Origin of the sequence: Marinobacter salarius (assembly GCF_032922745.1) — a bacterium.
Taxonomy (GTDB): Bacteria; Pseudomonadota; Gammaproteobacteria; order Pseudomonadales; family Oleiphilaceae; genus Marinobacter.
Genome location: NZ_CP136693.1, coordinates 510,134 through 533,597 on the forward strand (window position 1 = coordinate 510,134; position 23,464 = coordinate 533,597).

Genomic DNA, 23,464 nt, shown 5'->3' on the forward strand with positions numbered 1-23,464 from the left:
TTACGATAAAAGCGTTTAGGAGCACATACCATGGACATGCCAGTAAACCCTGTGTGGCAACAGCATCTTTTCCTGGGCTCATGGCAGATTGGGGAAGGCGAGCAGGTTGACGTTATGGAACCCGCAACCGGAGACGTCATTTCACAACTGAAAGCGGCCACCCCGGCTGATGTTGACCGGGCCGCCAAGATTGCCAACGAGGCCCAGAAGCAGTGGATGGCCGTTCCGTTTGACCAGAAAGCAGAGATTCTGCGCAGAGCAGCGGCCCTGCTCAAGGAGCGGGCTGACGAGATCAACGGCTGGAACACCCGTGAGTGCGGTTCCATAGGCCCGAAGGCGGACTGGGAGTTGCAGGCCACCTATGAACAGGCCCAGATGGCAGCCGCTCTGCCCATGCAACCCAGTGGCGAAATATTTCCATCCAACATGCCTGGGAAGCGGAATTACTGGAAGCGAGTGCCCATTGGCACCGTGGGCGTTATAGCCCCCTGGAACTTCCCTATCCTTCTTGCCATGCGGTCTGTGTTCCCTGCATTGGCCATGGGTAACTGCGTGATACTGAAGCCCGATCCCAAGAGCAGTATTTGTGGTGGTGTGCTGATGGCACAGGTTCTGGAAGATGCCGGGCTCCCGAAGGGTGTATTTCACGTGTTGCCAGGCGGGCCAGCAGTCGGCCAGGCCTTGGTAGAGCACTCGCTGGTCAAGATGATCTCATTCACCGGCTCAACCGCCGTGGGCAAGAAGATTGGTGAAACCTGTGGCCGAATGCTAAAGAAAGCGGCACTGGAACTCGGCGGCAACAACGCTCAGGTGGTGCTTGAGGACGCGGACCTGGACATCGCCAGCTCCTGTGGGGCCTGGGGCTCGTTCCTGCATCAGGGGCAAATTTGTATGCAGACCGGGCGGCATCTGGTCCACAGCTCGGTGGCTGATGAGTACATTGAACGCCTAGCCTCTCGCGCCGGGAACCTTGCTTACGGTAACCCAGCGCAGGAACAGGTTCACCTCGGCCCCCTGATCAACGAGGTTCAGGCAAAACGTGTCGAGGACATCGTCAACCGCTCAGTCGAGATGGGCGCCAGAATCGTCGTTGGCGGAAAACGTAACGGCAACTATTACGAGGCCACCGTCATTGCAGACGTCACCCCGGACATGCCCGTTTTCTCCGAAGAAGTCTTCGGCCCGGTTGCGCCAGTGATGACCTTCGACTCTGATGAAAGCGCCTGCGCTCTGGTGAACGAATCACCGTATGGTCTGGCGGCTGCCATCCATTCGGGATCAACAGAGCGTGCTCTGAAAATTGCCAATCAAATTCAGGTGGGAATGGTCCACATTAACGATCAAACAGTGAACAACGAATTCCAGGTGCCCTTCGGCGGCATGGGCAGTTCTGGCAACAGCGGCCGTTTTGGCGGACCGGCAAACATTGAAGAGTTCACCACCAGCCAGTGGGTCAGCGTTATGGAAGAAGGCATCCAATACCCTTTCTGATAATCGACCTGAACTCCGCTTTTCCTTGTTGAGTGGCGATCCCTGAGGGGACGATCTGCTCTTGCCCGAGGAGCTCCGCAGCTCTTCGGGCTTTTTTTATGTTTCAAGTGCCTGAACTCCACAATTCAGTGGATCCCTCTGCAAACACCGGACACCTCTGTGCAGAAAACGGATATCTCCGCAGCCCCTTCACGCCTCTAATGACAGAACCCACAACAACAATCTGAGGTGTTGAAATGAGCAGGATCAAAACGCTTGCCGGTGCTGTACTGGCAACCACCCTTACCGCCGGGCTTTCAACGTCTGCCCTGGCGGCCGCTGGCGATCCGGTAAAGGTCGGACTCATGCTTCCGTTCAGCGGCATCTACGCACAACTGGGCGAAGCCGGCCGCGATGGCCTGAAACTGGCCCTGAAAGAACACGCCGAACAGTTACACGGTGCTGACATTGAGTACATCGAGCTGGACACTGAAGCCAAACCTTCACGGGCACCGGAGCTGGCTTCCTCGCTGTTGAATCAGCACGAAGCGGACTTCGTGATTGGCCCGGTTCATTCCGGCGTGGCCATGGGCATGATCAAGATGCTGCGCGGCAAGGACACCATCATGATTATCCCGAATGCCGGATCCGCGGCCGCCACTGGCCCTCTGTGCGCACCAAATATCTTCCGGACATCGTTCTCATCCTGGCAGCCGTCCTACCCCATGGGCAAAGTGGCTCTGGATAAGGGCTACAAGAAAGTTTACGCCATCAGTTGGAACTACGGCATGGGCCGTGAAAGCCTCGACGCCTTTGAAGAATCCTTTACCGCCGGTGGTGGTGAAATTGTCGAGAAGGTGTTGCTGCCGTTCCCGTCTACCAACTTCCAGTCGCACGTCAGCGACATCGCCGCCACCAACCCTGACGCGGTCTTCACTTTCTTTGCCGGTGGTGGCGCCATCAAATTTGTGAAGGACTACGACGCCATGGGCCTGCGCGGCGAGATTCCGCTGCTGGGTTCCGGCTTTCTTACTGAAGGCACCCTGCAGGCCCAGGGCGACGCTGCCGAAGGTGTGATGACCGGCCTTCACTACGCAGAACAACTGGATGTCCCCAAAAACCAGGAGTTCCGCGAAGCCTTCAACACCGAGTACGGCCACTACCCGGACATCTATGCGGTCCAGGGCTACGACGCGGGCCAGGCCATCGCCAACACCATCGACCAGCTTGAGGGTGATATTTCAGACAAGCAGGCCGTGATCAGCACCATGGAAAAGCTGACCATCGATAGCCCGCGTGGAGAATTCACCTTCTCCAAGGCACACAATCCGATTCAGAACATCTACCTGCGGGAAGTGAAAGATGGCGTGAACGTGGTGCAGAGTATCGCCGCCGAAGCGTTGGAAGACCCTGCCCGTGGCTGCAAGCTCTAAGCACGGGCTCTGAATCCCCCGGCGAAAGCCGGGGGCTCATCTGAAGCTCCCTTGCCCACACCTGAACTGACTTATCCGTAAAACCGTTGGGTATCACTATGTCTACCGAACTTTTCTTCGTGCAACTTATTAATGGTCTCCAGTATGGGTTGCTTCTGTTTTTGATCGCCTCCGGCCTGACCCTGGTGTTTGGTGTCATGGGCATCCTTAACCTGGCCCATGGCTCCATGTACATGGTCGGTGCCTATCTGGTGTGGTACTTCGTTGCGGTAACCGGCAGCTTTACGGTATCCGCCATTCTCTCGGCGGTCATCGCCCTCGGCCTGGGCATACTGATCGAACGGGTATTGATACAGCGGTTGTACAACCGCAACCACCTGGACCAGGTACTGCTGACCATCGGCATGATCTTCGTGTTCAACTCGCTGCAAAGCATTCTCTGGGGCAACGACCCTTATGGCGTCGCGGTTCCTGACGCGCTGAGCGGTTCCGTACCCTTCACCGACAACTCCAGTTACCCGGTTTACCGCATCTTTGCGGCATTCATCTGTATCGCCATCGCCGCCGCGCTTTATTTCGTGGTGAGCAAGACCCGCCTGGGCATGCTGATCCGTGCCGGAGAATCCAACCGGGAAATGGTGGAAGCCCTGGGCGTCAATATCAAAAGCCTCTACACCATCGTGTTTGCGATTGGCGTCATGCTGGCCGCGGTGTCTGGCATTATCGCCGCCCCCATGCGCTCCATTGTTCCGGGTATGGGCGAAAGCGTCCTGATTACCTGCTTCGTGGTGGTGGTCATCGGCGGCATGGGTTCGATCAAAGGCGCCTTTGTGGGAGCCCTCCTGGTGGGGGTTATCAGCACATTCGCTGCGGTACTGATGCCCACCATGTCCAACATGATTATCTACATCTTTATGATCCTGGTGCTGCTGGTGAAGCCCCAGGGCCTGTTCGCCAAGTAAGCGGGAGCCGAACATGATTTTCGAGAAACGCACCGAGCGCATTTTTCTGGCGATCTTCCTTGTGATCGCCCTCTGTATTCCTCTGTTCCTTGAGGACAATTCGTTCTTCGTCGGCAAAGCCACCACCATCCTGATTCTGGCGGTGTTCGTGATGTCACTGGATTTTCTGGTAGGGCGTGTTGGCCTGGTGACCTTGGGGCACGCACTCTTCTACGGCTTGGGTGGTTACCTGTTCGTGATCGTTACTCCGGAATACGAAGCCGTCAACTTCTGGCTCTACGCCCTGTACATCATGGGTATCAGCGCTGTGGTCGCTCTGGTTGTCGGTGTTGTGGTGCTGCGAACCTCCGGCATCTATTTCATCATGATCACCCTGGCCATCTCGCAGATGGCCTACTACTTCTTCTTCGACTCGCTGGAATTCGGGGGCAACGACGGCTTGTTCATTTTCATGAAGCCGGAAACCAGCATCTTTGGCCTGAACTTCCTGAACCTGGATAACCCCACGCACTTCTATTACCTGTCGCTGCTGGCGGTGTTGGTCACCCTGCTGGCCATCAAGATCATCCTGCGTTCGCGCTTTGGCCGGATTGTGGAAGCCAGCCGCCTGAATCCGGAACGCACCGAGGCCTTGGGCTATAACATCTTCGCGTTCCGACTGATCAGCTACATCATTGGCAGCACCCTGGCGGCCTACGCCGGTTTGTTATTCGCCCTGCAGTACGGCTACGTCAATCCGCAGTTCATGACCTGGGAAATGTCCGGCACCGCCCTGGTGATGTCCATTCTCGGTGGCATGGGCACCATCTATGGCGCCATCCTTGGCACCATCACTTATGAGGGTCTGCAGTATTTCTTCGAGCACATGAGCGAAGACTGGATGCTGTTCATGGGCGCCGCCATCATCCTGATGGTCCTGCTGCTGCGCAAAGGCCTGGCCGGTTACCTTGAAAAGCTGCTGGAGAAATAATCATGGCCAACGACATCATTCTGGAAACCGAATCCCTCAGCAAACACTGGGGCGGGATCAAGGCACTCAACGACATTTCCCTGCAGTTTCATGACCGACAACTGCACGGCGTGGTCGGTCCCAACGGAGCGGGCAAAAGCACGCTACTGAACATGCTGTGCGGCACACTGACACCAACCAGCGGGTGTATTTTCCACAAGGGCGATCAGATTGAGGGCATGAAGCCCTGGAAATTCGTACGCCGGGGCATCGGCCGCAGTTTCCAGAAAACCAACATCTACGCCGATGTCACTTGCCTGGAAAACTGCGCCGTGGCCGCTCAACGCCGCTTCACCGGCAGCTTCAATCTGTTCGCGTCGCGGCATTCCAACAAACTGGTTCGGGAAGCGGCTGAAAAAGCGCTGTGCCAGGTGGGGCTCGATAGCCGCATCCACACCGTCGCAGCGGAAATATCCTACGGTGAGCAACGCCAGCTTGAGTTGGCGATGGTGCTGGCAACCGACCCCTGCATCCTGCTGCTGGATGAGCCTATGGCGGGCATGGGTCACGAGGAGTCCCAGCGCATTATCGAGCTGCTGAACGAACTCAAGCAGACCTACAGCATTGTGCTGGTGGAACACGATATGGATGCCATCTTCGAGCTCTCCGACCAGCTGACCGTACTGGACAACGGCACCCATCTGATCACCGGCACCGTGGATGAAGTACGTAACGAGCCCCGGGTGAAAGAAGCCTACCTGGGCAAGGAAGACGAGGAGGAAGCGGCATGAGCAACAGTCTTCTGGAAGTTAAAAACCTCAACACCCTGTATGGCCGAAGCCACATCCTTCACGATCTGTCGTTCCGGCTGGATAAGGGGCAGTCCATGAGCCTGATGGGGCGTAATGGCATGGGCAAGACCACCACGCTCAAGTCCATTCTTGGCATCGTGCCGCCCCGCAGTGGTCATGTGTATTTCGACGGACAGGACATCAGCAACCTGCCGACCTGGAAGCGGATGCGCCGCGACATAGCCTATGTTCCCGAAGGCCGGGGCATGTTCCACAATCTGACGGTGAAGGAACACCTGCAAATGGCCGCCCGCCCCGACAGCAACGGCAACACCGGCTGGAATTTCGATCGGGTCATGGATACCTTTCCGCGCCTTCAGGAGCGCCTGTCAAACCTGGGTACGGAGTTGTCCGGGGGCGAGCAGCAGATGCTGGCGATCGGTCGCGCGTTGGTCACCAATCCCCGACTGATGATTCTGGACGAGGCAACCGAAGGTCTGGCGCCGCTGATCCGCCAGGACATCTGGAACGTGATTGCCACCATTCGTGAGTCGGGCATTTCCACACTGATCGTGGACAAGAACATCAAGGCGCTGAAAAAGCTCTGTGACCGTCATGTGGTGGTGGTGAAAGGACAGGTTCACTTTGATGGCAGCTCCGAAGAACTGGACCAGAATCTGGAAAAGGTCGAAACCGCACTTAGTGTTTAGATGTACCCCAAACAGCCTGCTGCAGAATCCGATCTAAGGTGGTAGCCGCTCAATTGGTTTGAACCATTGTTCCGCGGACATTCTCAAATGCCCGCGGAACAATGGATAACCCGGACATATTTCCGCCTGCGTTCTTAACGAATCATCGAAGCAGATAGCAATGTTTAAACTGAGACCGCCCCAGGCAGCGCAGAGAAACTCGGTACTTTAAATGCCTTATTACTAGTGTTCCGTTCGGTTAATTCGCTGTCTCATAAAGGTTATAATGGGAACTCATCGATCAGCAAGCATAGGTTTCCATTGTGCCCAAGCCCGCAGCCCCATTTAATCTGACCGTAAACGATCAACTGGAACTCGAAGGCTGGTGCCGAACCAATACTCTGAGCCAGCATCTGGCTCAACGTGCCAGGATTCTTTTGTTACTGAATGAAGGCGAGACGCCTCAAGGGATCTCGGACTCGCTTCAGGTTAGCACTCAAACGGTATTCAAGTGGCGCAAGCGCTACCGTGAACAAGGTCTTGAGGGGCTTTATGATGCGCCGCGACCGGGGCAGCCCCGAAAACTGGACAACAAAACCGTCAAAAAGATTTTAGAGGACACGGTCCATAAGGTCCCGAAAGAAGCCACACACTGGAGTCTCAGCCTCATGGCAAAGCATGCCGGGGTGACGCGCTGGCAAGTGCGCCAGATCTGGCAAGCGGCGGATTTAAAGCCGCACCGGCTCAAAACGTTCAAAATCAGCAACGACCCGAACTTCGCTGAGAAAGTGTGTGACGTTGTCGGCCTTTATCTGAATCCACCGGACAATGCGCTGGTTCTGTCTGTTGATGAAAAGACCCAGATCCAGGCGCTCGACCGGACACAGCCAAAATTACAACTCAGGCCAGGACAAATTGAGCGTCATACGCACGACTACAAGCGCCATGGTACAACCAGCCTGTACGCGGCTTTTAACATTTTGACGGGCGAGGTGATTGGTCGTGTTACTCAACGCCATCGTGCCAAGGAGTTTCTGGACTTTTTGCGACAGATCGACCGGGAAAGCCCGAAGGATCTGGATCTGCACGTGATCCTGGATAACAGCTCGACTCACAAGACCCCGGAGGTCAAAACCTGGCTGGCTAAGAACCCCCGCTTCAAACTGCACTTCACGCCTACGAGCGCATCGTGGCTGAACGCCGTTGAGGGGTGGTTTGGACAACTGGAACGCCGCGCCCTTTATCGAGGCATTTTCACCAGCGTTGGTGAGTTGAAATCAGCGATCAAAAAGTACATTAAGGTCCACAACGAAAAACTGGCCAAGCCGTTCCGGTGGCATAAAAGCGCCGAAGCTATTATGACATCGGTGGCGCGGGCAAAGCTGAGTGCCATTGATAATAAGCGCGCGAATTAACCGAATGGGACACTAGTACATTTAAATTGTCTCAGTCAGACACCAGACATTTCTGACAATCGCATCGATATTCCCTCGAAGAAAGCACGACCCAACTTGGTCAACGTCCGTCGGCATGACGTTCATCACTCAAACTGATGCTAATACGTACACAAATAGCCATACATGCCTTGATCATGCCTGAATCTTCTTTGTATGGAGTCAATGTTTAGATATAGATAACACTGATATTTAATTACTCTAAATATCTATTTGATCAATGAGTAGAGCGTTGATAACGTGAAAGTCCAATCAGTAATAAGAAGCTCTCATGACCAATACTCTGCCGTCTGTTAAAGAAACAGTGTTCCAGATACTTAGAAATCATGGAGTCGACAAGGTTTTTGGTAACCCCGGCTCTAACGAATTGCACTTTCTGCGAAACTTTCCCGACGACTTTGAATACATCCTCGGTCTGGATGAAGGCGTTGTCATAGGGATTGCAGAGGGCTACGCACAGGCGAAGGGCCAACCAGCCTTCGTTAACCTGCATTCTGCTGCCGGGACTGGAAACGCAATGGGAGGACTGACCAACGCACGCAACTCCCATAGCCCTATCGTTGTAACAGCTGGGCAGCAAGCCCGAACCATGACCTACGCTGATCCGATGCTTAAAAACACAGATGCCACCATGCTGCCCAGGCCGCTAGTAAAGGACAGCTTTGAACCACTGAGCCATGAGGAGGTTCCCCACTCCATCAATAGGGCACTCAATTCTGCAATGGCCCCGGCCAAGGGGCCTGTATACGTCTCGATACCTTACGATGACTGGGAAAAAACCATCAGTGAGAATGCGCTCCAGCTAGAAAAACGACGCGTTTCGCACTGCGGAGCACCAGATAAGGTGCTCCTGGAAAGAATAAGTTATCAGATCCAGGCGGCTAAACATCCAGTACTGGTCCTCGGCCCGGAGGTCGATGGTGAGGGATGTAATGGTCTTGTCGCAAAACTGGCCGAGAAACTTCATGCGCCGGCCTGGGTTGCACCATCCGCGCCCCGCTGCCCCTTTCCAACAAACCACCGGTGCTTTGCTGGAATATTGCCTGCCGGAGAAGCGGCTCTTTGTAGTCACCTTATTGACCATGACCTGATCATCGTCATTGGCGGCCCTGTTTTTCGCTATCACCAGAATGATCCCGGCACACTGATTCCTGACCAGGCAGAGCTGATTCACATCACCTCCGACAGCGACGAAGCTGCCAGGGCCCCGGTCGGTGAAGCGGTAGTTGGGAGCATAAAGAGCGTTGTCGCCGCGCTTTACGAAAGCCTGCCCGAAAAAGCGGCCGAATGTCCCTGCTTCCAAATGACAGTTAGCCGGAATATAGACGATGACGCGACACTTACTCCTGAGTCACTCTTTGATGTGGTTAACGCGCTGACCCCCCGAAACAGTATCTACCTGAATGAAGCTACATCAACACTCGCAACCCTCTGGTCGCGAGTAACAATGGAAGAATCCGGCAGTTATTACTTCGCTGCGGCGGGCGGCTTAGGTTTTGCGATGCCCGCAGCACTTGGTGTTCAGCTGGCCTGCCCGAACAGGAAAGTGGTGGCTTTCATCGGTGACGGATCCACCCATTACAGCATTGCTTCATTGTGGACGGCTGCACATTACAACATCCCTGCTATTTACGTGGTGATTAATAACAGAGGGTATTCAGCATTGAAATGGTTCTCTGAACTATTCGGTGTCGACGATGAAGTTCCAGGATTAACTATCGAAGATGTCGACTTCGTAAAAATATCTGAAGGGTACGGGGTAGGTGCCATCAAAGTTAGAACCATTAAAGAATTCAAAGAACATTACATAAAAGCTCTTGAAATGAGCCGACCATTTCTTATCGAAGTAGCAATATAAAACTCAAACAACCAAAAGGTGAACTATATGAACAAAAAAAACCTCTACTTATCCGCTTTTTTAGTTTGTGTCGCGTTACTATTTTCAACGTCGACCAGTGTATTCGCTAAAGAAAAAACTGAAATAACCGCAATTAGCGGGTTTAACATGAATACCGCGCTCACTCGCACGTTTGAAAAATTTGTAGAAAAAATAAACTCAGACGAAAATTCCCCTATACAGATCAAGCTAATAGGCGGCCCAGAAGCAATGCCTCCATTCCAAATTGGAAATGCGGTCAAAAATGGCGTTGTTGACATGATTCTATCGACGGGTGCCTTCTACAGCAATGTAATGCCGTCAGCTGACGCGCTGAAGTTGACGAACTACTCTCCGCAACAACTACGCGAAACCGGAAAATGGCCGGAACTTCAAAAGATATGGAAGGACGAAATGAACGTCCATCTACTTGCTTTCACCAACTATAACAATCAGTTCCATCTCTACACTAACAAACCGATTGAGTCTGCCCAGTTAGATGGTCAACGTCTGAGAGTAACCCCGATCTACCGATCCTTCTTTGAAGCTCTTGGTGCGAGCGTTGTACAAACGGCCCCTGGTGAGGTCTATACCGCGCTGGAACGTGGTGTTGTAGACGGATATGGCTGGACTATGCAAGGTATTTTTGACCTTGGTTGGCAAGAACAAACGAAATACCGAATCGACCCTGGTTTCTACCATGCAGAAGTGACCGTCATGATCAATGAGCGCAAATGGGATAGCTTATCAACCGAACAGCAGAACTATCTTACGGATAATGCCATCTGGCTCGAATCACTGAATGACGAGAATGAGTCTATCAATAAGATTGAGCAAAAGCGCCAAGCCGAATCCGGCATAGAAGTCATTACACTGCAAGGTACTGAACGCAAGAAGTTCCTTGACGTAGCAAAAGATGCCGCTTGGGCTGACGTTATTAAAAACTCACCCAATGTTGCCAACAGGATTAAAACAATCATCGAATAACCACCGATGAGTATCGCAACCTTTGGTCAGAGAGATTATAAAAAATGACAAAATTTGCGAAAACCTATGACCTACTAATGAAAATATCGGGCGTTACATCTGGCCTGATAATATTTTTCATTTCAATTCTTATTTTTACGAATGTAATTCTGAGAAACACTGGCGGTTTTTCTTGGTCATGGGTTACTGAAATATGTGAGTATGGACTTAGTTTTTCTGCATTTCTTGCCGCACCATGGGTGTTATATGAGTCGGCACATATTAAGGTCGACTTCCTACTTCACGGTTCGCCGGAGCACATCAGAAAAAAAATAGAAGTGTCAATCAACCTTATAGGATTAATTATAGGGGCAATACTATTTTATCTGATGCTTCGTGTAACTTTCGAAGCCTTCATGAACGAGACGTTAAAAATCAAGTCATTGGTTGTTCCCGAATGGTGGCTCCTGACAGCCCCAGTTGTTTGCTTTCTATTGATTTGCATTGAATTTTTCCGGCGACTAACAATACCTGCAAGAGGATCATCCTAATGGATTGGCAGCTCAGTCTATTCCTTTTACTTGGGCCTCTTCTGCTTCTTATGATTCTTGGAGTCCCCGTCGTTTTTGCATTCTTTGCGATCAATATACTCGGTGCATTTGTGTTCCTCGGTGGCGAGTTCGGCTTAGTGCAAATGGCCCTGAACTCAGCAGAGGCGATTTCGTCTTTTTCACTGATACCTATCCCGCTTTTTATTCTTATGGGCGAAGTTCTCTTCCATACGGGGCTAGCATATCGGGCAATATCAGCCATTGAACGACTTATCTCAGCCGTCCCTGGTCGACTCAGTATCGTGTCTATTCTGGGCGGAACGGCGTTCGCGACATTGTCAGGATCGAGTATCGCCAACACCGCGATGATGGGCAGTTCGATGCTCCCCGAAATGGAACGGAAAGGCTATCATCCAACAATGTCGATGGGGCCAATTCTGGCTGTTGGCGGAATAGCGATGCTCATACCTCCGTCGGCATTGGCGGTCACGCTGGCAAGCCTCGCGGGGATTTCAATCAGCAAACTACTCGTAGCAGGCATAGTGCCGGGACTGTTGATTGGGGGGGCCACTCTCATTTATGTTCTGATTCGATGCTCCATAAATCCCCAACTGGCACCCATCGACGACGCTGAGTCTTTCCGAGGGACTGAAAAATGGAAACCATTCTTTCGGGACGTAGTACCACTACTGTGTATCTTCTTCGTCGTTGTAGGCTCAATGCTGATCGGTTGGGCATCGCCTACGGAATCGGCAGCTTTTGGGGTGATAGCGTCTTTTATCGCTTCTTTCTGCTACAAATCACTAAATATGAAGTCATTTTTAGTCGCAGTTTTTGAGACAGCAAAAATATCGACGATAATTCTATTCATTCTTGTTTCATCAACTACATTTTCCCAAATACTTTCATTTTCGGGAGCAACAACAGGCCTACTTAACACCTTTCTAGAATTTGATTTGTCGCCATTTATGGTTGTCATAATAATGGTCTTTATTCTATTGATTCTAGGGTGTTTCACAGACCAAATCAGTATGATAATGCTTACACTGCCATTCTTTATGCCGCTAGTAGCAAGTCTTCAGATCGATCCCATCTGGTTTGGAGTATTGACACTAATTGCCATGGAAATCAGTTTGTTAACGCCACCATTTGGTTTGCTTCTACTTGTCATGAAAGGTGTTGCTCCAGCGGGAACCAACCTTGGCATAGTGTATAAATCTGCACTTCCATTTTTGCTACTTCAAGTTGGCGTCTTACTTCTTTTGGTTATTTTCCCAGGATTATCGGGACTATTTACATCATTGATGAATTGACCACGAACCTCAGGTTTATATGAACCAAACAAACAATATTAACATCCAGGAGACCAGAAAATGACTACAAACACACCCGCTCAATGGAATAGAAAACTTTTCTTGGGCAGCTGGGTACCTGGTCGCGGCGAACTCGTTTCGGTGACAGAGCCCGCAACCGGAAACCAACTAGGAATGCTTGCAACCGGTACCAAAGATGACATAGATGATGCCGCCCGCATTGCCAAACGGGCTCAGGTGGGGTGGGCCGCGATGCCATTTGATCAGCGAGCCGCCATCATGCGTCGGGTTGCACGCTCTCTGGAAGATAATGCCACAACGATCAATCAATGGAACATCCGTGAATGCGGCTCCACTGCACCCAAAGCAGAATGGGAGCTACAGGCATGCATTGAGCAGGCTCATATGGCGGCAGCCCTTCCAATGCAAGCTACTGGGGATATTTTCCCGTCCGCAATGCCGGGTCGTCGCAACTATTGGAAACGTATCCCTATCGGCGTTGTCGGCGTTATCTCTCCCTGGAACTTCCCCATCCTTCTAAGCCTTCGGTCAGTTCTACCAGCACTGGCAATGGGCAACTCAGTGATTCTGAAACCCGATATTCAAAGCGCCGTGTGTGGAGGACTGCTTCTGGCAGAGCTGTTCGCGGCTGCGGGTATCCCCGAGGGCGTGTTCCAGGTGCTACCAGGCGCAGCAGAGACGGGCGACGCACTCGTAAGGCACCCCGATGTGAAGATGATTTCGTTTACCGGTTCAACTCCAGTAGGGCGGCAGATAGGAGAAATTTGCGGGAGGAACCTTAAGAAGGTTTCGCTGGAACTTGGGGGCAACAACGCCATAGTGGTTCTTGATGATGCCGACCTGGAATCCGCTGCATCGTGTGCGGCCTGGGGGTCCTTTCTGCATCAGGGTCAGATTTGTATGCAGACGGGCCGTCATTTGGTACAGCGGAGTGTGGCTGAACGATACGCCGAGCTCTTGGCTGGTCGTGCAGCCAAACTGGTCGTGGGCAACCCTGCCAGCGAACAGGTACACATAGGGCCATTGATCAACGACCGTCAAGCCAAAAATGTCGAAGATATTGTTAACCGTTCCATTGAACTTGGGGCCCGATTGCTCACCGGTGGCAAGGCCGACAGTCGCTTCTACCCTGCAACTGTTCTGACGGACGTGACACCCGACATGCCAGCCTGGCGCGAGGAAATATTCGGTCCCGTGGCGCCGATTACGGTTTTTGATACAGAGGAAGAAGCAGTCGCTTTGGTGAACAGCTCAGAATATGGTCTTGCGGCGGCGGTGCATAGCCGGTCGGAGTCCCGTGGCTTAAAAGTCGCGACCCAACTATGTTCAGGTATGCTCCATATTAACGACCAGACAGTGAACAACGAGTTCCAGGTTCCGTTTGGTGGCATGGGCGCATCCGGTAACGGCAGCCGTTTTGGTGGCCCTGCGAATATTGATGAGTTCACGCAAACACAATGGATAAGTGTAATGGGTCCCGGCATGCAGTATCCGTTCTAGCATCAGAGAGCACTTCCAAAACACTATCGACGACTGATACGGATCTTGTCATACATGGATGAACTGCCTCCCCCCAGTACCTAAATGGGGGAGGCATGCATCAACCCCATAATGCGGCGACTTCTACTTTAATAAACAAAAATCACATATCAAATTTATCCGGCTATATAACTGGCCCTACAGAATTACTCATCAAAAGGCATGGCTTTTTTATCTTTCGGCTCACCCGATTTTATTTTCTCACCCTCCTTGCAGAAATAATAAGTCACTATATCGCTAGATATTTTATATTTAACGACAAAACCAAAATACATTCCCCTTCATACCAAAATCATATTTAAACAACAGAAAACAAAATACCTAAATATTTAAATGTACAAAAAATGGATAGAGATATTCACAAATCGGATATTTGATAAATCATTAATAATCGATAGTTAAAGCTCCATAAAATAAGGAGAAAAAGAGTGAACTATCAACATTCAATATTAGCACTTGCGATCACAACTGGTCTTGGCGTTGCTCCTGCTACTCATGCCCTCGAGTTGGGTGAATTCAATGACACAAAATTTAGCATTGGCGGTTACTTCAAGACCGAAGCCATTTATGAAAAGATCGATGACGGAGTGATTCCCGTATATTTGCTCGTGCGAACCAGTCCCGCGTTAACCTAAAGACGGTTACCCAGAAGGACGGCCATACGATTGTCGGCTTCGTGGAAGGCGATTTTTACGGCGGCTCATATCCCGCCGAGAACAACGACCTGCGGCTTCGCCATGCATTCATCAAGGTTGACCAGACCACAGTGGGCCAGACCTGGACCGGTCAGTTCTGGGCGGTAACCTATAACGACTATCTCGATTTTTTCGCGGGCCCCCGTGGCACTCTCGGCGGACTGAACTTCCGCTCCAACCTCATTAGCCACGAAGCGGGCGACTTCCGGTTTAGTGCCCAGGATCCTGTTAACGATGACGCCGACATTCCTGATGTTGCAGTCAACTACAACCTGAATTTTGACGGCGGTCATCGGCTGATTCTCACGGCATCCGGACGTGAAATCGAAAACGGTGATTTTGTGGGAGGCGGAGCCATCGGCTCCAAGTTCATGATCGGACCACACAGCCTCAATGTAAACGCACATTACGGTGAAGGCCTGGGCGCTTTTACTGCTGTTGGAGCAAACAACAGCTTAACTTCTCCAGATGTTGAAGATGGCGAAGCTGTCAGCCAAGCCGGTTATGATGTTGGATTTCGTTATGTCATTAACAGCACGTGGCGCGCCAATATCGCCCATACCAGTGTTGAAGTCGACGATAATGCCGAGACTGATTACGAAGCCCACCGCGCTAACGTGATTCATAACATCACCCAGGATCTTGAGGTCGGTCTGGAGTGGCGCAAGTACAACTTGGCCTTGGGCCCCTTGCGCCCGGATGGTCAGCAAGTTGAGCTTATGGCCAAGTTAAGCTTCTGATCTGATCAGTTAAAGCAACCCGCAAAGCAGCACCAGGAGGTGCTGCTTTGCGTTGGTCCACAACAGCAAGAACTATTTCAAACTGTAACCTCAATGGCAAAAGCAAGCCCAAGACGGCCAGGAGCTGTCAGCGGTGCTGGATCTTTTACCTGGCCGTTTACCAGTTCAACGAGGAAACCTTGAAAACGAAAAGGCCCGGAAAAACCGGGACCGGTTAGAGAGGCAAAGGGAACGTTCGCGGTAAACTAGTGTTCCGTTCGGTTAATTCGCTGTCTCATAAAGGTTATAATGGGAACTCATCGATCAGCAAGCATAGGTTTCCATTGTGCCCAAGCCCGCAGCCCCATTTAATCTGACCGTAAATGATCAACTGGAACTCGAAGGCTGGTGCCGAACCAATACTCTGAGCCAGCATCTGGCTCAACGTGCCAGGATTCTTTTGTTACTGAATGAAGGCGAGACGCCTCAAGGGATCTCGGACTCGCTTCAGGTTAGCACTCAAACGGTATTCAAGTGGCGCAAGCGCTACCGTGAACAAGGTCTTGAGGGGCTTTATGATGCGCCGCGACCGGGGCAGCCCCGAAAACTGGACAACAAAACCGTCAAAAAGATTTTAGAGGACACGGTCCATAAGGTCCCGAAAGAAGCCACACACTGGAGTCTCAGCCTCATGGCAAAGCATGCCGGGGTGACGCGCTGGCAAGTGCGCCAGATCTGGCAAGCGGCGGATTTAAAGCCGCACCGGCTCAAAACGTTCAAAATCAGCAACGACCCGAACTTCGCTGAGAAAGTGTGTGACGTTGTCGGCCTTTATCTGAATCCACCGGACAATGCGCTGGTTCTGTCTGTTGATGAAAAGACCCAGATCCAGGCGCTCGACCGGACACAGCCAAAATTACAACTCAGGCCAGGACAAATTGAGCGTCATACGCACGACTACAAGCGCCATGGTACAACCAGCCTGTACGCGGCTTTTAACATTTTGACGGGCGAGGTGATTGGTCGTGTTACTCAACGCCATCGTGCCAAGGAGTTTCTGGACTTTTTGCGACAGATCGACCGGGAAAGCCCGAAGGATCTGGATCTGCACGTGATCCTGGATAACAGCTCGACTCACAAGACCCCGGAGGTCAAAACCTGGCTGGCTAAGAACCCCCGCTTCAAACTGCACTTCACGCCTACGAGCGCATCGTGGCTGAACGCCGTTGAGGGGTGGTTTGGACAACTGGAACGCCGCGCCCTTTATCGAGGCATTTTCACCAGCGTTGGTGAGTTGAAATCAGCGATCAAAAAGTACATTAAGGTCCACAACGAAAAACTGGCCAAGCCGTTCCGGTGGCATAAAAGCGCCGAAGCTATTATGACATCGGTGGCGCGGGCAAAGCTGAGTGCCATTGATAATAAGCGCGCGAATTAACCGAATGGGACACTAGCAAGCCTTCGGTACTCAAAGACCTACTAGCGATATAACAGTTACCGCTGTTCCCATATCGGGAAGAAGCGACCCTAATATAATAGATTGGGCAAGAACAAAGCGATTCCCGGAATGAAAACAATCAGTACCAACCGAACAATATCGACTATCCAGAATGGAGTTACCCCCCGAAATATCGTTCCTGTTTTAATATCGCCGAGTACTGCTCGAAGCACAAAAACATTTAACCCAACAGGAGGGGTGATCAGGCTTATCTCTGTAACCACCACAACAATGATCCCAAACCACACCAGATCAAAACCAAGCGATGCAACGACTGGGTAAAATACAGGTACCGTAAGGAGCATCATCGAAAGGCTCTCGAATACCATTCCAAGAACGATATAAATTCCCATAATGGCAAAAAGAACAACAATCGGAGACAGATTAATCGCTGTTACGAAATCAAGTAGCATATCCGGCAATCCGGCTCTGTTGATAAAGTCCGAAAAGATAAGCGCACCAATAACTACCGCGAATAACATTGCTGTGGTGCGAGCAGTATCTGCTAACGTTTCAAACAAAGATGAAAGGCTGAGACGACCACGCATCAAGGTGATCAAGAAAGCGCCTCCAGCGCCGATTCCTGCCGCTTCGGTAGGAGTAAAAATGCCTAAATATATTCCCCCCATGACCAGCGTGAATAGAGCTAATATCCCCCAGACACCCTTTGCTGCAACAATCCTCTCCGGCCAGGACGTTCTTTCACCGGAAGGACCAGCTTCCGGATCGCGCCAGACAACATAGCGAACGGCTACAAGGTAAAGCAGCACACCGAGAAGACCAGGGATGAAACCAGCTGCGAATAGCTCTCGAATTGACGAGCCGGTTAGCAAACCATAGATAATCAGAATAACGCTGGGAGGAATCAGGATTCCGAGTGTGCCGCCAGCGGCAATAGATGCCGATGCCAGTGCATCGCTGTATCCATATTTGCGCATCGGAGGCATCGCCACCTTGGACATCGTTGCCGACGTCGCCAGGCTAGAGCCAGAAATCGCCGAAAAGCCTCCGCACGCAACGATGGTTGCCATGGACAACCCGCCCTTTCGGTGGCCTAGAAAGGCATGTGATACTCGGTAAAGTTCTTGGGACAACCCAGATCTCGTAACCAGGTTTCCCATAAGGATAAATAGTGGTATGACTGACAAGCCGTAATCCTGAACAGTATCGACGACACGAGTGGAAGCCATCGATAACGCGCCGGTCCAGCGGAAACTAGCCAGGTTATCGAGCCCAAGCCCTTGTAAAATAGCAAAGCCAAAAAAGCCGACCACACCCATTGCGAACGCAATTGGAATTCGCACGACAATAATCAGGAAAAGAAGAACGGCAAAGCCGATCAAGACAGTGGACATAGGGATCCCCGGTTACGTTTCAGTTAATTTTTGTCGTGGCGTAAGATTCTGAACACGCCGTAGGTGAGCATCCCCAAAGCTGTCGCCCAGCTCATGACAGCGATGTAGATCATGACGTAACCACTTGGCAAGCCAAGAAACTCTGTGACAACGTTGCGGCTGATTGAACGCTCGGCCAACTCCCAGATTCGCCATCCGACTGCACAAAGCGATAAAGAAATGACGAAAGCGGCCAGTAGGGCGAATAGTTTGACGGTCCTGGGACCAAGAATGCTGTCTAATAGATCCACAACGATGTGGCACCCTCGCCAGGTGACAACTGGCATTGCCGCAAAGACCATTACCGCGAGTCCGATCTCCGTCAACTCGGTACTTCCATGAACAGGGCTAGCAAAGATGTAACGGCCCACAACATCAATGCAAGTAAGTACCATCAGGAAGAGCAGGACAACGGACGCAATGGTTTCGAAAGAGAGGGCCAGCCATAAGGCTGGCCCTCTCTCGTCGTAATGCTTTTTCAGCCATTGAAGGAATGCCATTACTCACTCCTTCTTTTGCGCTTCGTAGTTTCGAGCAATGGAGCGAAACTCTTTAAGAGCCTCGGAAGCATTTACGCCGGTGTCTTCAACTGAATCGAGCCAATCTTCGTCAATCCCTGATGAGATTTGTTCAAACTCCACTGCGATCGGGTCACCCTTCTCTACGCGTTTAACGGCAACGCCCTTATCGATACTTTCTTGCAAGGCTTCATTACCACACTGCTCCCACTCCTGACCGGCAAGACGCGACAGTCGCTCTCCGGATACGCTCAGAAGAGCTTCACGCGCTTGGTCCGGCAAGTTCTCGAGGAAACCCTCATTGATGAAGACAGCAAAACTGGTCTGATACATGCCGCCGGGCAGTAGCGTCAGGTTCCGAGCGACTTCATTCAGTCGAATCGTTCGCTGCTCGCATACGGGAAGAAATGTCCCATCGATTACGCCCTGCTGCAGCATTTCATAGACTTTTGTTGCGGGTGCATTTACGCCCACAACATCCATATTTTCCGCCAACGTATTCATCACCCCACCACCGAGGCGAATTTTCTGACCACTCAAATCCTTGAGGCTATTGATCGGATCTCTGGTATGGATCTGCCCAGGGGCGTGGGTAAACAAGCCGACGACCTCGACACCAACGAATTCGTTAGCCGGGGCAAGGTATTTCTCATGCACTCGCCAGTATGCGACTGATGCCGCCTCGGCATTCGGGCCATTTAGCGGCAATTCAGCGAGCTGGGTAAGCTCGAAACGGCCTGGCACATAACCTGTGGACGACCATGCTGCGTCAACCACGCCGTCCTCTACCAAAGTGAAAAGATCTTTCGGGTGGCCAATGTTGTATTCGATTTTCAGTTTCACCTCGCCGTTTGTAGCTTCCTCAATCCATTTCCCCCAAGTAGGAAGAACAACCGTGTTTTGAGGATGGGAGGGCGGCAACCAACTAGCTACGTACATGGTCGTCTGAGCATGAGCCAGACTAGTGAAAACCAAAGACAGAAAAAGCGCAGTTATAAGGATTTTTGTAATTTTCATAACATTTCTCCGCACATTAAAGGGGGTTAAACTATGTATTTTTCAATTTCCGACTCTTTCCATACAAAGCCTGCACCATGCTCATCCGAGAGAACTGCATCGCCATCAACAAATGCTAGAGATGAGTCCACAACCGCTTTAGCGATATCCATTCGTTCAAGCCAGTGTGCAGTAGGGCTGACAGCTAGAAGGTGGGCACTATATTCCTGGAATAAATGGCTGGACATTGGTTGCGCAAAAGCTTCGCACAGAGCTGAGGCCTTCAACCAACCTGTGACTCCACCAATTTTCATGACATCCGGCATCGAAAGGTCACAAGCCTCCGCCCGAAGTGACTTGATCATTTGCTCAGTTCCTAGCCAATTTTCTCCGATTTGAATGGCAACATTCGAAGCAGAGCGTACTTTTGCGCAAGCGTCGTCATCAAAGTAAGAAACAGGCTCCTCCACCCAGGCTATGCCCTCCGCCTGAAGAGCCTTGATCCGTTTTATTGCCTCGGGAACAGCTAGACTCTGGTTGTAATCAACCATGATATCGACGCTATCTCCGACCACCTCCCTTAGTTTTGAAACCACGTTGAGATCTTCTTCCAACGTCTCGTAACCTATTTTGGTCTTGATTCCTCGGAAGCCCTGCTTTACCGATGCCTCGGCACGTTGCGCGGCAAGCGATACGCCATCCATACTGTGACTGTCATAACTTTTAATTCTTCGAGCGCCACCTCCCAAGAATTTATAAAGCGGCAAGCCTGCAGACTTTGCCAAAGCATCCCAAAGTGCCATGTCAATACCGGAACCTGCCATCCTCAATAGCCCGGTGTACCCGAGCAATTGGAACTTTTCTTCTAACAGTTTATTGATAGCGAAGGGTTCAACCTTCATCCCGACGATGATCTTAGATAAATCTTTAGTTACACTTTTCAGTGATGACAGCATTGCCGGAGAATAACCAAATAAATAGGCCTTCCCAACTGAGCTCGAGTTAGTGAATATATCCACTAATATAAGAGGAGAAGTATCTACTACACCAACAGCAGTATATATGGGGTACTCAAGAGGCACATTTACAGCTCTTACATCGACTCTCTCTATTATTAAAGAAGACACAATTTTATACCTCAATCAAAGACAAAGCTTTTATTTACATCGTTAATATCAGAACAACCAATATGGGCAAGTGTGCGATCAACATCGTCTTTTAGCATTTTAATCATTTCGTCGACACCGTATTCACCCCGAGCAGCCAAAGCCCACAGCAAAGGGCGCCCAATCAGGGTGGCCTCCGCTCCCAGCGCAATGGCCTTCACAATATCTGAGCCCCTTCTGACACCGCTATCAATCATTACGGGAATATCAACTTTCGAAACAACCTCTTCTAAAGCTTGAACCGGAGATATACAGCTATCCAACTGCCTTCCGCCATGATTTGAAAGCACTACACCGTCGACGCCTATCTGAGCACATTTGACTGCATCAGAGGCATTATTTATACCTTTTACTATTAATCTATGAGGCCACTCATCTCTTAACCATTTTAAATCCTGCCAATCGAAGCTAGCGTCCATTTTTCTGCTCATAAGGGCAGATTGAATCTCTATATTATTAAGTTCGGCAGTTTCAAAATTTGCCAGCTTCGGCATGCCATATTTAACAAGATTCCAACTCCAGGATGGATGCAAAGCTCCATCCCAAATGACCTTTGGCGTGTATTTAATAGGCAATGAAAACCCATTTTTAAGATCTCTTTCACGGTTCCCATTTACCGCTACGTCGACCGTGAGGATGAGTGTCTGGTAGCCGTTGTCGCGAGCTCTTTGGATAAACTGCTTCGCCAGCTCTTTGTGAATTACATACAGTTGAAACCAAAGTTCGCCGTCACTGGCCTGTGCAACTTCCTCGATGGAAGACGTCGATGCCGTTGATAACGAGAAGGGTATTCCGGCGCGAGCAGCAGCTCTGGCAATTTTCAAATCACCCTCCGGAGAGAAAAGGCCATTCAACCCAGTCGGTGCAACTGCAAAGGGGGCCGCCTGTTTATTGCCAAGAATTGCCCGCTCAATATTGCGATTGCTTACATCAACCAATCTTTTGGGTGATAGCCTTACGTTGGCGAACTCATTTCGATTGTGTTGCAAAGCATTTTCGTCATCGGCACCACCGTCGAGATAATCGAACACCATCTTTGGCAATCTGGATTTCGCTAGGCGACGGTAATCGTGATAACTCACTATCTTCATTGGTGCGTCCTCAGATTCATCAGAAAGGATAGGTTGTTGTTTTTTATCCTGAACTTTGGTTGTCTTTAATATCGTCTCTTCCGGGGCGTTCCCCCATATCGCAAGAGGAGATATCGGAAATCGTCGAGGGCACCTTTCAGAAAGTGGAGCTTATTCGATCTAGGATTACCGAGAATCTTGCTAGCACCATGGCGCTTTATTACTTGATAGTGGGCTGACTTGATTGATGTGTTGTTTTTCACTCTTCCAGCCTCGTGATTTTATACGGTAACAACGAAAAATATATTGATCAAATTGATAAATTTTGCTATCAAATATAGATCATATGAATATTTGGATCTGTAAAATTATGCAAAAATCTGATTTGGGCCTGATAAAGGTGTTCCTGTCTATCTATGAGGACGGCAGCGTTAGCAAAGCTGCAGAAACCCTCAACCTAACTCAACCTTCTGTTAGTTACTCACTATCACGCTTACGGGACTTGTTAAATGATTCGCTATTCACGCGTACGCGGGATGGCATGAAGCCTACGTTTGCTGCGGAGCAGTACTACAGAGTATTTGCCAGCTCAGTCGGAAACATCGAACGAGCCATCGCCCTCGCAAGAGACTTCGACGCTGCTATCTCCACAAAAACCTTCCGCATTGCGCTTTCAGATTTGGGAGAGTTTTATTTGCTTCCTAAACTGCTCGAGGCCCTCCGCGAGAAGGCACCAAATTGCAAGCTAGAGATTGTTACTACTGAAATACCGAAAATAGAGGAGGAACTGCTTCAGGGTCGTATTGATTTGGCGATAGGCAACCTTAGTTTTTTAAGAAAAAGCACCAAAAGTATTTTAGCTTTCACCGAGAACTACAGCTGTATTGTTTCAAGCAGCCACCCCAGATTGAAGGAAACTGTCACCAAAGAACAATTTTTGGAGGAAAACCATATCTACGTATCTAAGGCGAGCGGCCATTTTGATGCGAGCGCATATCTCAGAAATAGCGGTGAGACTATTAAGATAGGCCTACATATACCACACTTCTCATCTTTACCGGCAATTATCCCCAATTCACAGATGATTGCTTGTTTGCCTAGCAGAGTAGCAGAGCAGTTTGCTAAATCAGAGGGTATACGTTCATTTCCGCTTCCATTTCAGGCGGAATCCTTTAGCGTTGAGATATATTGGGTTGATGATTTTTATAACTCAAAGGCCAAGACATGGTTGGTGGATCTAGCATTCAATGCAATAGCTGAACCTTCATGATTGGACTTCCCCGATACAGTAGACACTCCTGGCCTATGATTGGACTTACCCCGGTCCACTAGACACTCCTGGCCTATGATTGGACTTACCCCGGTCCACTAGACACTCCTAGCCTATGATTGGA

21 protein-coding genes are annotated in these 23,464 nt (G+C 50.6%); 16 read left to right on the forward strand and 5 right to left on the reverse strand.

Going from position 1 to position 23,464, the window contains the following annotated elements; genetic code table 11:
• Positions 1-30 precede the first annotated feature (30 nt).
• The 15 genes from R1T46_RS02390 (at position 31) to R1T46_RS02455 (ending at position 16,866) form a co-directional block, all read left to right on the forward strand.
• The gene (locus R1T46_RS02390; protein WP_317307198.1) at positions 31-1,491 is read left to right on the forward strand and encodes a benzaldehyde dehydrogenase; all 1,461 of its coding nucleotides are present in this window, start codon (positions 31-33) and stop codon (positions 1,489-1,491) included.
• Between the two features lie 236 nt (positions 1,492-1,727).
• Positions 1,728-2,903: an ABC transporter substrate-binding protein gene (locus R1T46_RS02395; RefSeq protein WP_317307199.1), complete on the forward strand. Its 1,176-nt coding sequence runs from the start codon at positions 1,728-1,730 to the stop codon at positions 2,901-2,903.
• A gap of 98 nt (positions 2,904-3,001) precedes the next feature.
• A complete protein-coding gene (locus tag R1T46_RS02400) occupies positions 3,002-3,865 on the forward strand; it encodes a branched-chain amino acid ABC transporter permease (RefSeq protein ID WP_075195473.1) in 864 nt (287 codons plus the stop codon).
• A 13-nt stretch (positions 3,866-3,878) separates the two neighbouring features.
• A complete protein-coding gene (locus R1T46_RS02405) occupies positions 3,879-4,835 on the forward strand; it encodes a branched-chain amino acid ABC transporter permease (protein WP_317307200.1) in 957 nt (318 codons plus the stop codon).
• A 2-nt stretch (positions 4,836-4,837) separates the two neighbouring features.
• Complete coding sequence (locus tag R1T46_RS02410; RefSeq protein ID WP_317307201.1) at positions 4,838-5,605, forward strand: ABC transporter ATP-binding protein; 768 nt, start codon at positions 4,838-4,840, stop codon at positions 5,603-5,605.
• Positions 5,602-6,315: an ABC transporter ATP-binding protein gene (locus R1T46_RS02415; RefSeq protein WP_075195476.1), complete on the forward strand. Its 714-nt coding sequence runs from the start codon at positions 5,602-5,604 to the stop codon at positions 6,313-6,315. The genes R1T46_RS02410 and R1T46_RS02415 overlap by 4 nt, the downstream gene beginning before the upstream one ends.
• A 302-nt stretch (positions 6,316-6,617) precedes the next feature.
• Positions 6,618-7,709, forward strand: coding sequence for an IS630 family transposase (locus R1T46_RS02420; RefSeq protein WP_199448324.1), 1,092 nt, complete (start codon positions 6,618-6,620; stop codon positions 7,707-7,709).
• A gap of 322 nt (positions 7,710-8,031) precedes the next feature.
• Positions 8,032-9,606, forward strand: coding sequence for a benzoylformate decarboxylase (mdlC, locus tag R1T46_RS02425; protein ID WP_410797521.1), 1,575 nt, complete (start codon positions 8,032-8,034; stop codon positions 9,604-9,606).
• A 27-nt stretch (positions 9,607-9,633) separates the two neighbouring features.
• On the forward strand, positions 9,634-10,611 hold the full coding sequence (gene dctP, locus R1T46_RS02430) for a TRAP transporter substrate-binding protein DctP (RefSeq protein WP_286749964.1): 978 nt from the start codon (positions 9,634-9,636) through the stop codon (positions 10,609-10,611).
• A gap of 77 nt (positions 10,612-10,688) precedes the next feature.
• Positions 10,689-11,141, forward strand: a complete 453-nt coding sequence (locus R1T46_RS21605) for a TRAP transporter small permease (protein WP_410797522.1) — start codon at positions 10,689-10,691, stop codon at positions 11,139-11,141.
• Positions 11,141-12,454 carry a TRAP transporter large permease gene (locus R1T46_RS02435; RefSeq protein ID WP_317307202.1) on the forward strand — a complete coding sequence of 438 codons (1,314 nt, stop codon included), beginning with the start codon at positions 11,141-11,143 and terminating at the stop codon, positions 12,452-12,454. The genes R1T46_RS21605 and R1T46_RS02435 overlap by 1 nt, the downstream gene beginning before the upstream one ends.
• 60 nt (positions 12,455-12,514) lie before the next feature.
• A complete protein-coding gene (locus R1T46_RS02440) occupies positions 12,515-13,975 on the forward strand; it encodes a benzaldehyde dehydrogenase (protein ID WP_286749967.1) in 1,461 nt (486 codons plus the stop codon).
• Between the two features lie 467 nt (positions 13,976-14,442).
• A complete protein-coding gene (locus R1T46_RS02445; RefSeq protein WP_317307203.1) occupies positions 14,443-14,649 on the forward strand; it encodes a hypothetical protein in 207 nt (68 codons plus the stop codon).
• Between the two features lie 41 nt (positions 14,650-14,690).
• Positions 14,691-15,449, forward strand: a complete 759-nt coding sequence (locus R1T46_RS02450; RefSeq protein ID WP_317307204.1) for a porin — start codon at positions 14,691-14,693, stop codon at positions 15,447-15,449.
• 325 nt (positions 15,450-15,774) lie between these two features.
• A complete protein-coding gene (locus tag R1T46_RS02455) occupies positions 15,775-16,866 on the forward strand; it encodes an IS630 family transposase (protein WP_199448324.1) in 1,092 nt (363 codons plus the stop codon).
• 89 nt (positions 16,867-16,955) lie between these two features.
• Here R1T46_RS02455 and R1T46_RS02460 read toward each other — a convergent pair whose 3' ends face one another.
• From R1T46_RS02460 to R1T46_RS02480, 5 genes are read right to left on the reverse strand one after another with little or no spacing between them, the layout of a single operon-like run.
• Entirely contained in the window at positions 16,956-18,281 is a 1,326-nt protein-coding gene (locus R1T46_RS02460; protein WP_317307205.1) for a TRAP transporter large permease, read from the reverse strand.
• A 23-nt stretch (positions 18,282-18,304) separates the two neighbouring features.
• Entirely contained in the window at positions 18,305-18,820 is a 516-nt protein-coding gene (locus R1T46_RS02465) for a TRAP transporter small permease (RefSeq protein WP_317307206.1), read from the reverse strand.
• A 3-nt stretch (positions 18,821-18,823) separates the two neighbouring features.
• Positions 18,824-19,855: a TRAP transporter substrate-binding protein gene (locus R1T46_RS02470; RefSeq protein WP_317307207.1), complete on the reverse strand. Its 1,032-nt coding sequence runs from the start codon at positions 19,853-19,855 to the stop codon at positions 18,824-18,826.
• A 26-nt stretch (positions 19,856-19,881) separates the two neighbouring features.
• Positions 19,882-20,961 carry an enolase C-terminal domain-like protein gene (locus R1T46_RS02475; RefSeq protein WP_317307208.1) on the reverse strand — a complete coding sequence of 360 codons (1,080 nt, stop codon included), beginning with the start codon at positions 20,959-20,961 and terminating at the stop codon, positions 19,882-19,884.
• Positions 20,962-20,972: 11 nt separating this feature from the next.
• Positions 20,973-22,091, reverse strand: a complete 1,119-nt coding sequence (locus R1T46_RS02480) for an alpha-hydroxy-acid oxidizing protein (RefSeq protein ID WP_317307209.1) — start codon at positions 22,089-22,091, stop codon at positions 20,973-20,975.
• A gap of 349 nt (positions 22,092-22,440) precedes the next feature.
• Here R1T46_RS02480 and R1T46_RS02485 point away from each other — a divergent pair, with 349 nt between their 5' ends.
• A complete protein-coding gene (locus R1T46_RS02485) occupies positions 22,441-23,340 on the forward strand; it encodes a LysR family transcriptional regulator (protein ID WP_317307210.1) in 900 nt (299 codons plus the stop codon).
• The last annotated feature ends 124 nt before the right edge of the window (positions 23,341-23,464 follow it).

What these genes read in the sequence shown, in the direction of transcription:
- R1T46_RS02390 (WP_317307198.1), top strand. Translation starts at nt 31, where the DNA reads ATGGACATGCCAGTAAACCCTGTGTGGCAACAGCATCTTTTCCTGGGC.
- R1T46_RS02405 (WP_317307200.1), top strand. Translation starts at nt 3,879, where the DNA reads ATGATTTTCGAGAAACGCACCGAGCGCATTTTTCTGGCGATCTTCCTT.
- R1T46_RS02480 (WP_317307209.1), bottom strand. Translation starts at nt 22,091, where the DNA reads ATGAAGATAGTGAGTTATCACGATTACCGTCGCCTAGCGAAATCCAGA.
- R1T46_RS02400 (WP_075195473.1), top strand. Translation starts at nt 3,002, where the DNA reads ATGTCTACCGAACTTTTCTTCGTGCAACTTATTAATGGTCTCCAGTAT.
- R1T46_RS02465 (WP_317307206.1), bottom strand. Translation starts at nt 18,820, where the DNA reads ATGGCATTCCTTCAATGGCTGAAAAAGCATTACGACGAGAGAGGGCCA.
- R1T46_RS02415 (WP_075195476.1), top strand. Translation starts at nt 5,602, where the DNA reads ATGAGCAACAGTCTTCTGGAAGTTAAAAACCTCAACACCCTGTATGGC.
- R1T46_RS02395 (WP_317307199.1), top strand. Translation starts at nt 1,728, where the DNA reads ATGAGCAGGATCAAAACGCTTGCCGGTGCTGTACTGGCAACCACCCTT.
- dctP (WP_286749964.1), top strand. Translation starts at nt 9,634, where the DNA reads ATGAACAAAAAAAACCTCTACTTATCCGCTTTTTTAGTTTGTGTCGCG.
- R1T46_RS02435 (WP_317307202.1), top strand. Translation starts at nt 11,141, where the DNA reads ATGGATTGGCAGCTCAGTCTATTCCTTTTACTTGGGCCTCTTCTGCTT.
- R1T46_RS02440 (WP_286749967.1), top strand. Translation starts at nt 12,515, where the DNA reads ATGACTACAAACACACCCGCTCAATGGAATAGAAAACTTTTCTTGGGC.
- R1T46_RS02485 (WP_317307210.1), top strand. Translation starts at nt 22,441, where the DNA reads ATGCAAAAATCTGATTTGGGCCTGATAAAGGTGTTCCTGTCTATCTAT.
- R1T46_RS02460 (WP_317307205.1), bottom strand. Translation starts at nt 18,281, where the DNA reads ATGTCCACTGTCTTGATCGGCTTTGCCGTTCTTCTTTTCCTGATTATT.
- R1T46_RS02410 (WP_317307201.1), top strand. Translation starts at nt 4,838, where the DNA reads ATGGCCAACGACATCATTCTGGAAACCGAATCCCTCAGCAAACACTGG.
- R1T46_RS21605 (WP_410797522.1), top strand. Translation starts at nt 10,689, where the DNA reads ATGAAAATATCGGGCGTTACATCTGGCCTGATAATATTTTTCATTTCA.
- R1T46_RS02470 (WP_317307207.1), bottom strand. Translation starts at nt 19,855, where the DNA reads ATGAAAATTACAAAAATCCTTATAACTGCGCTTTTTCTGTCTTTGGTT.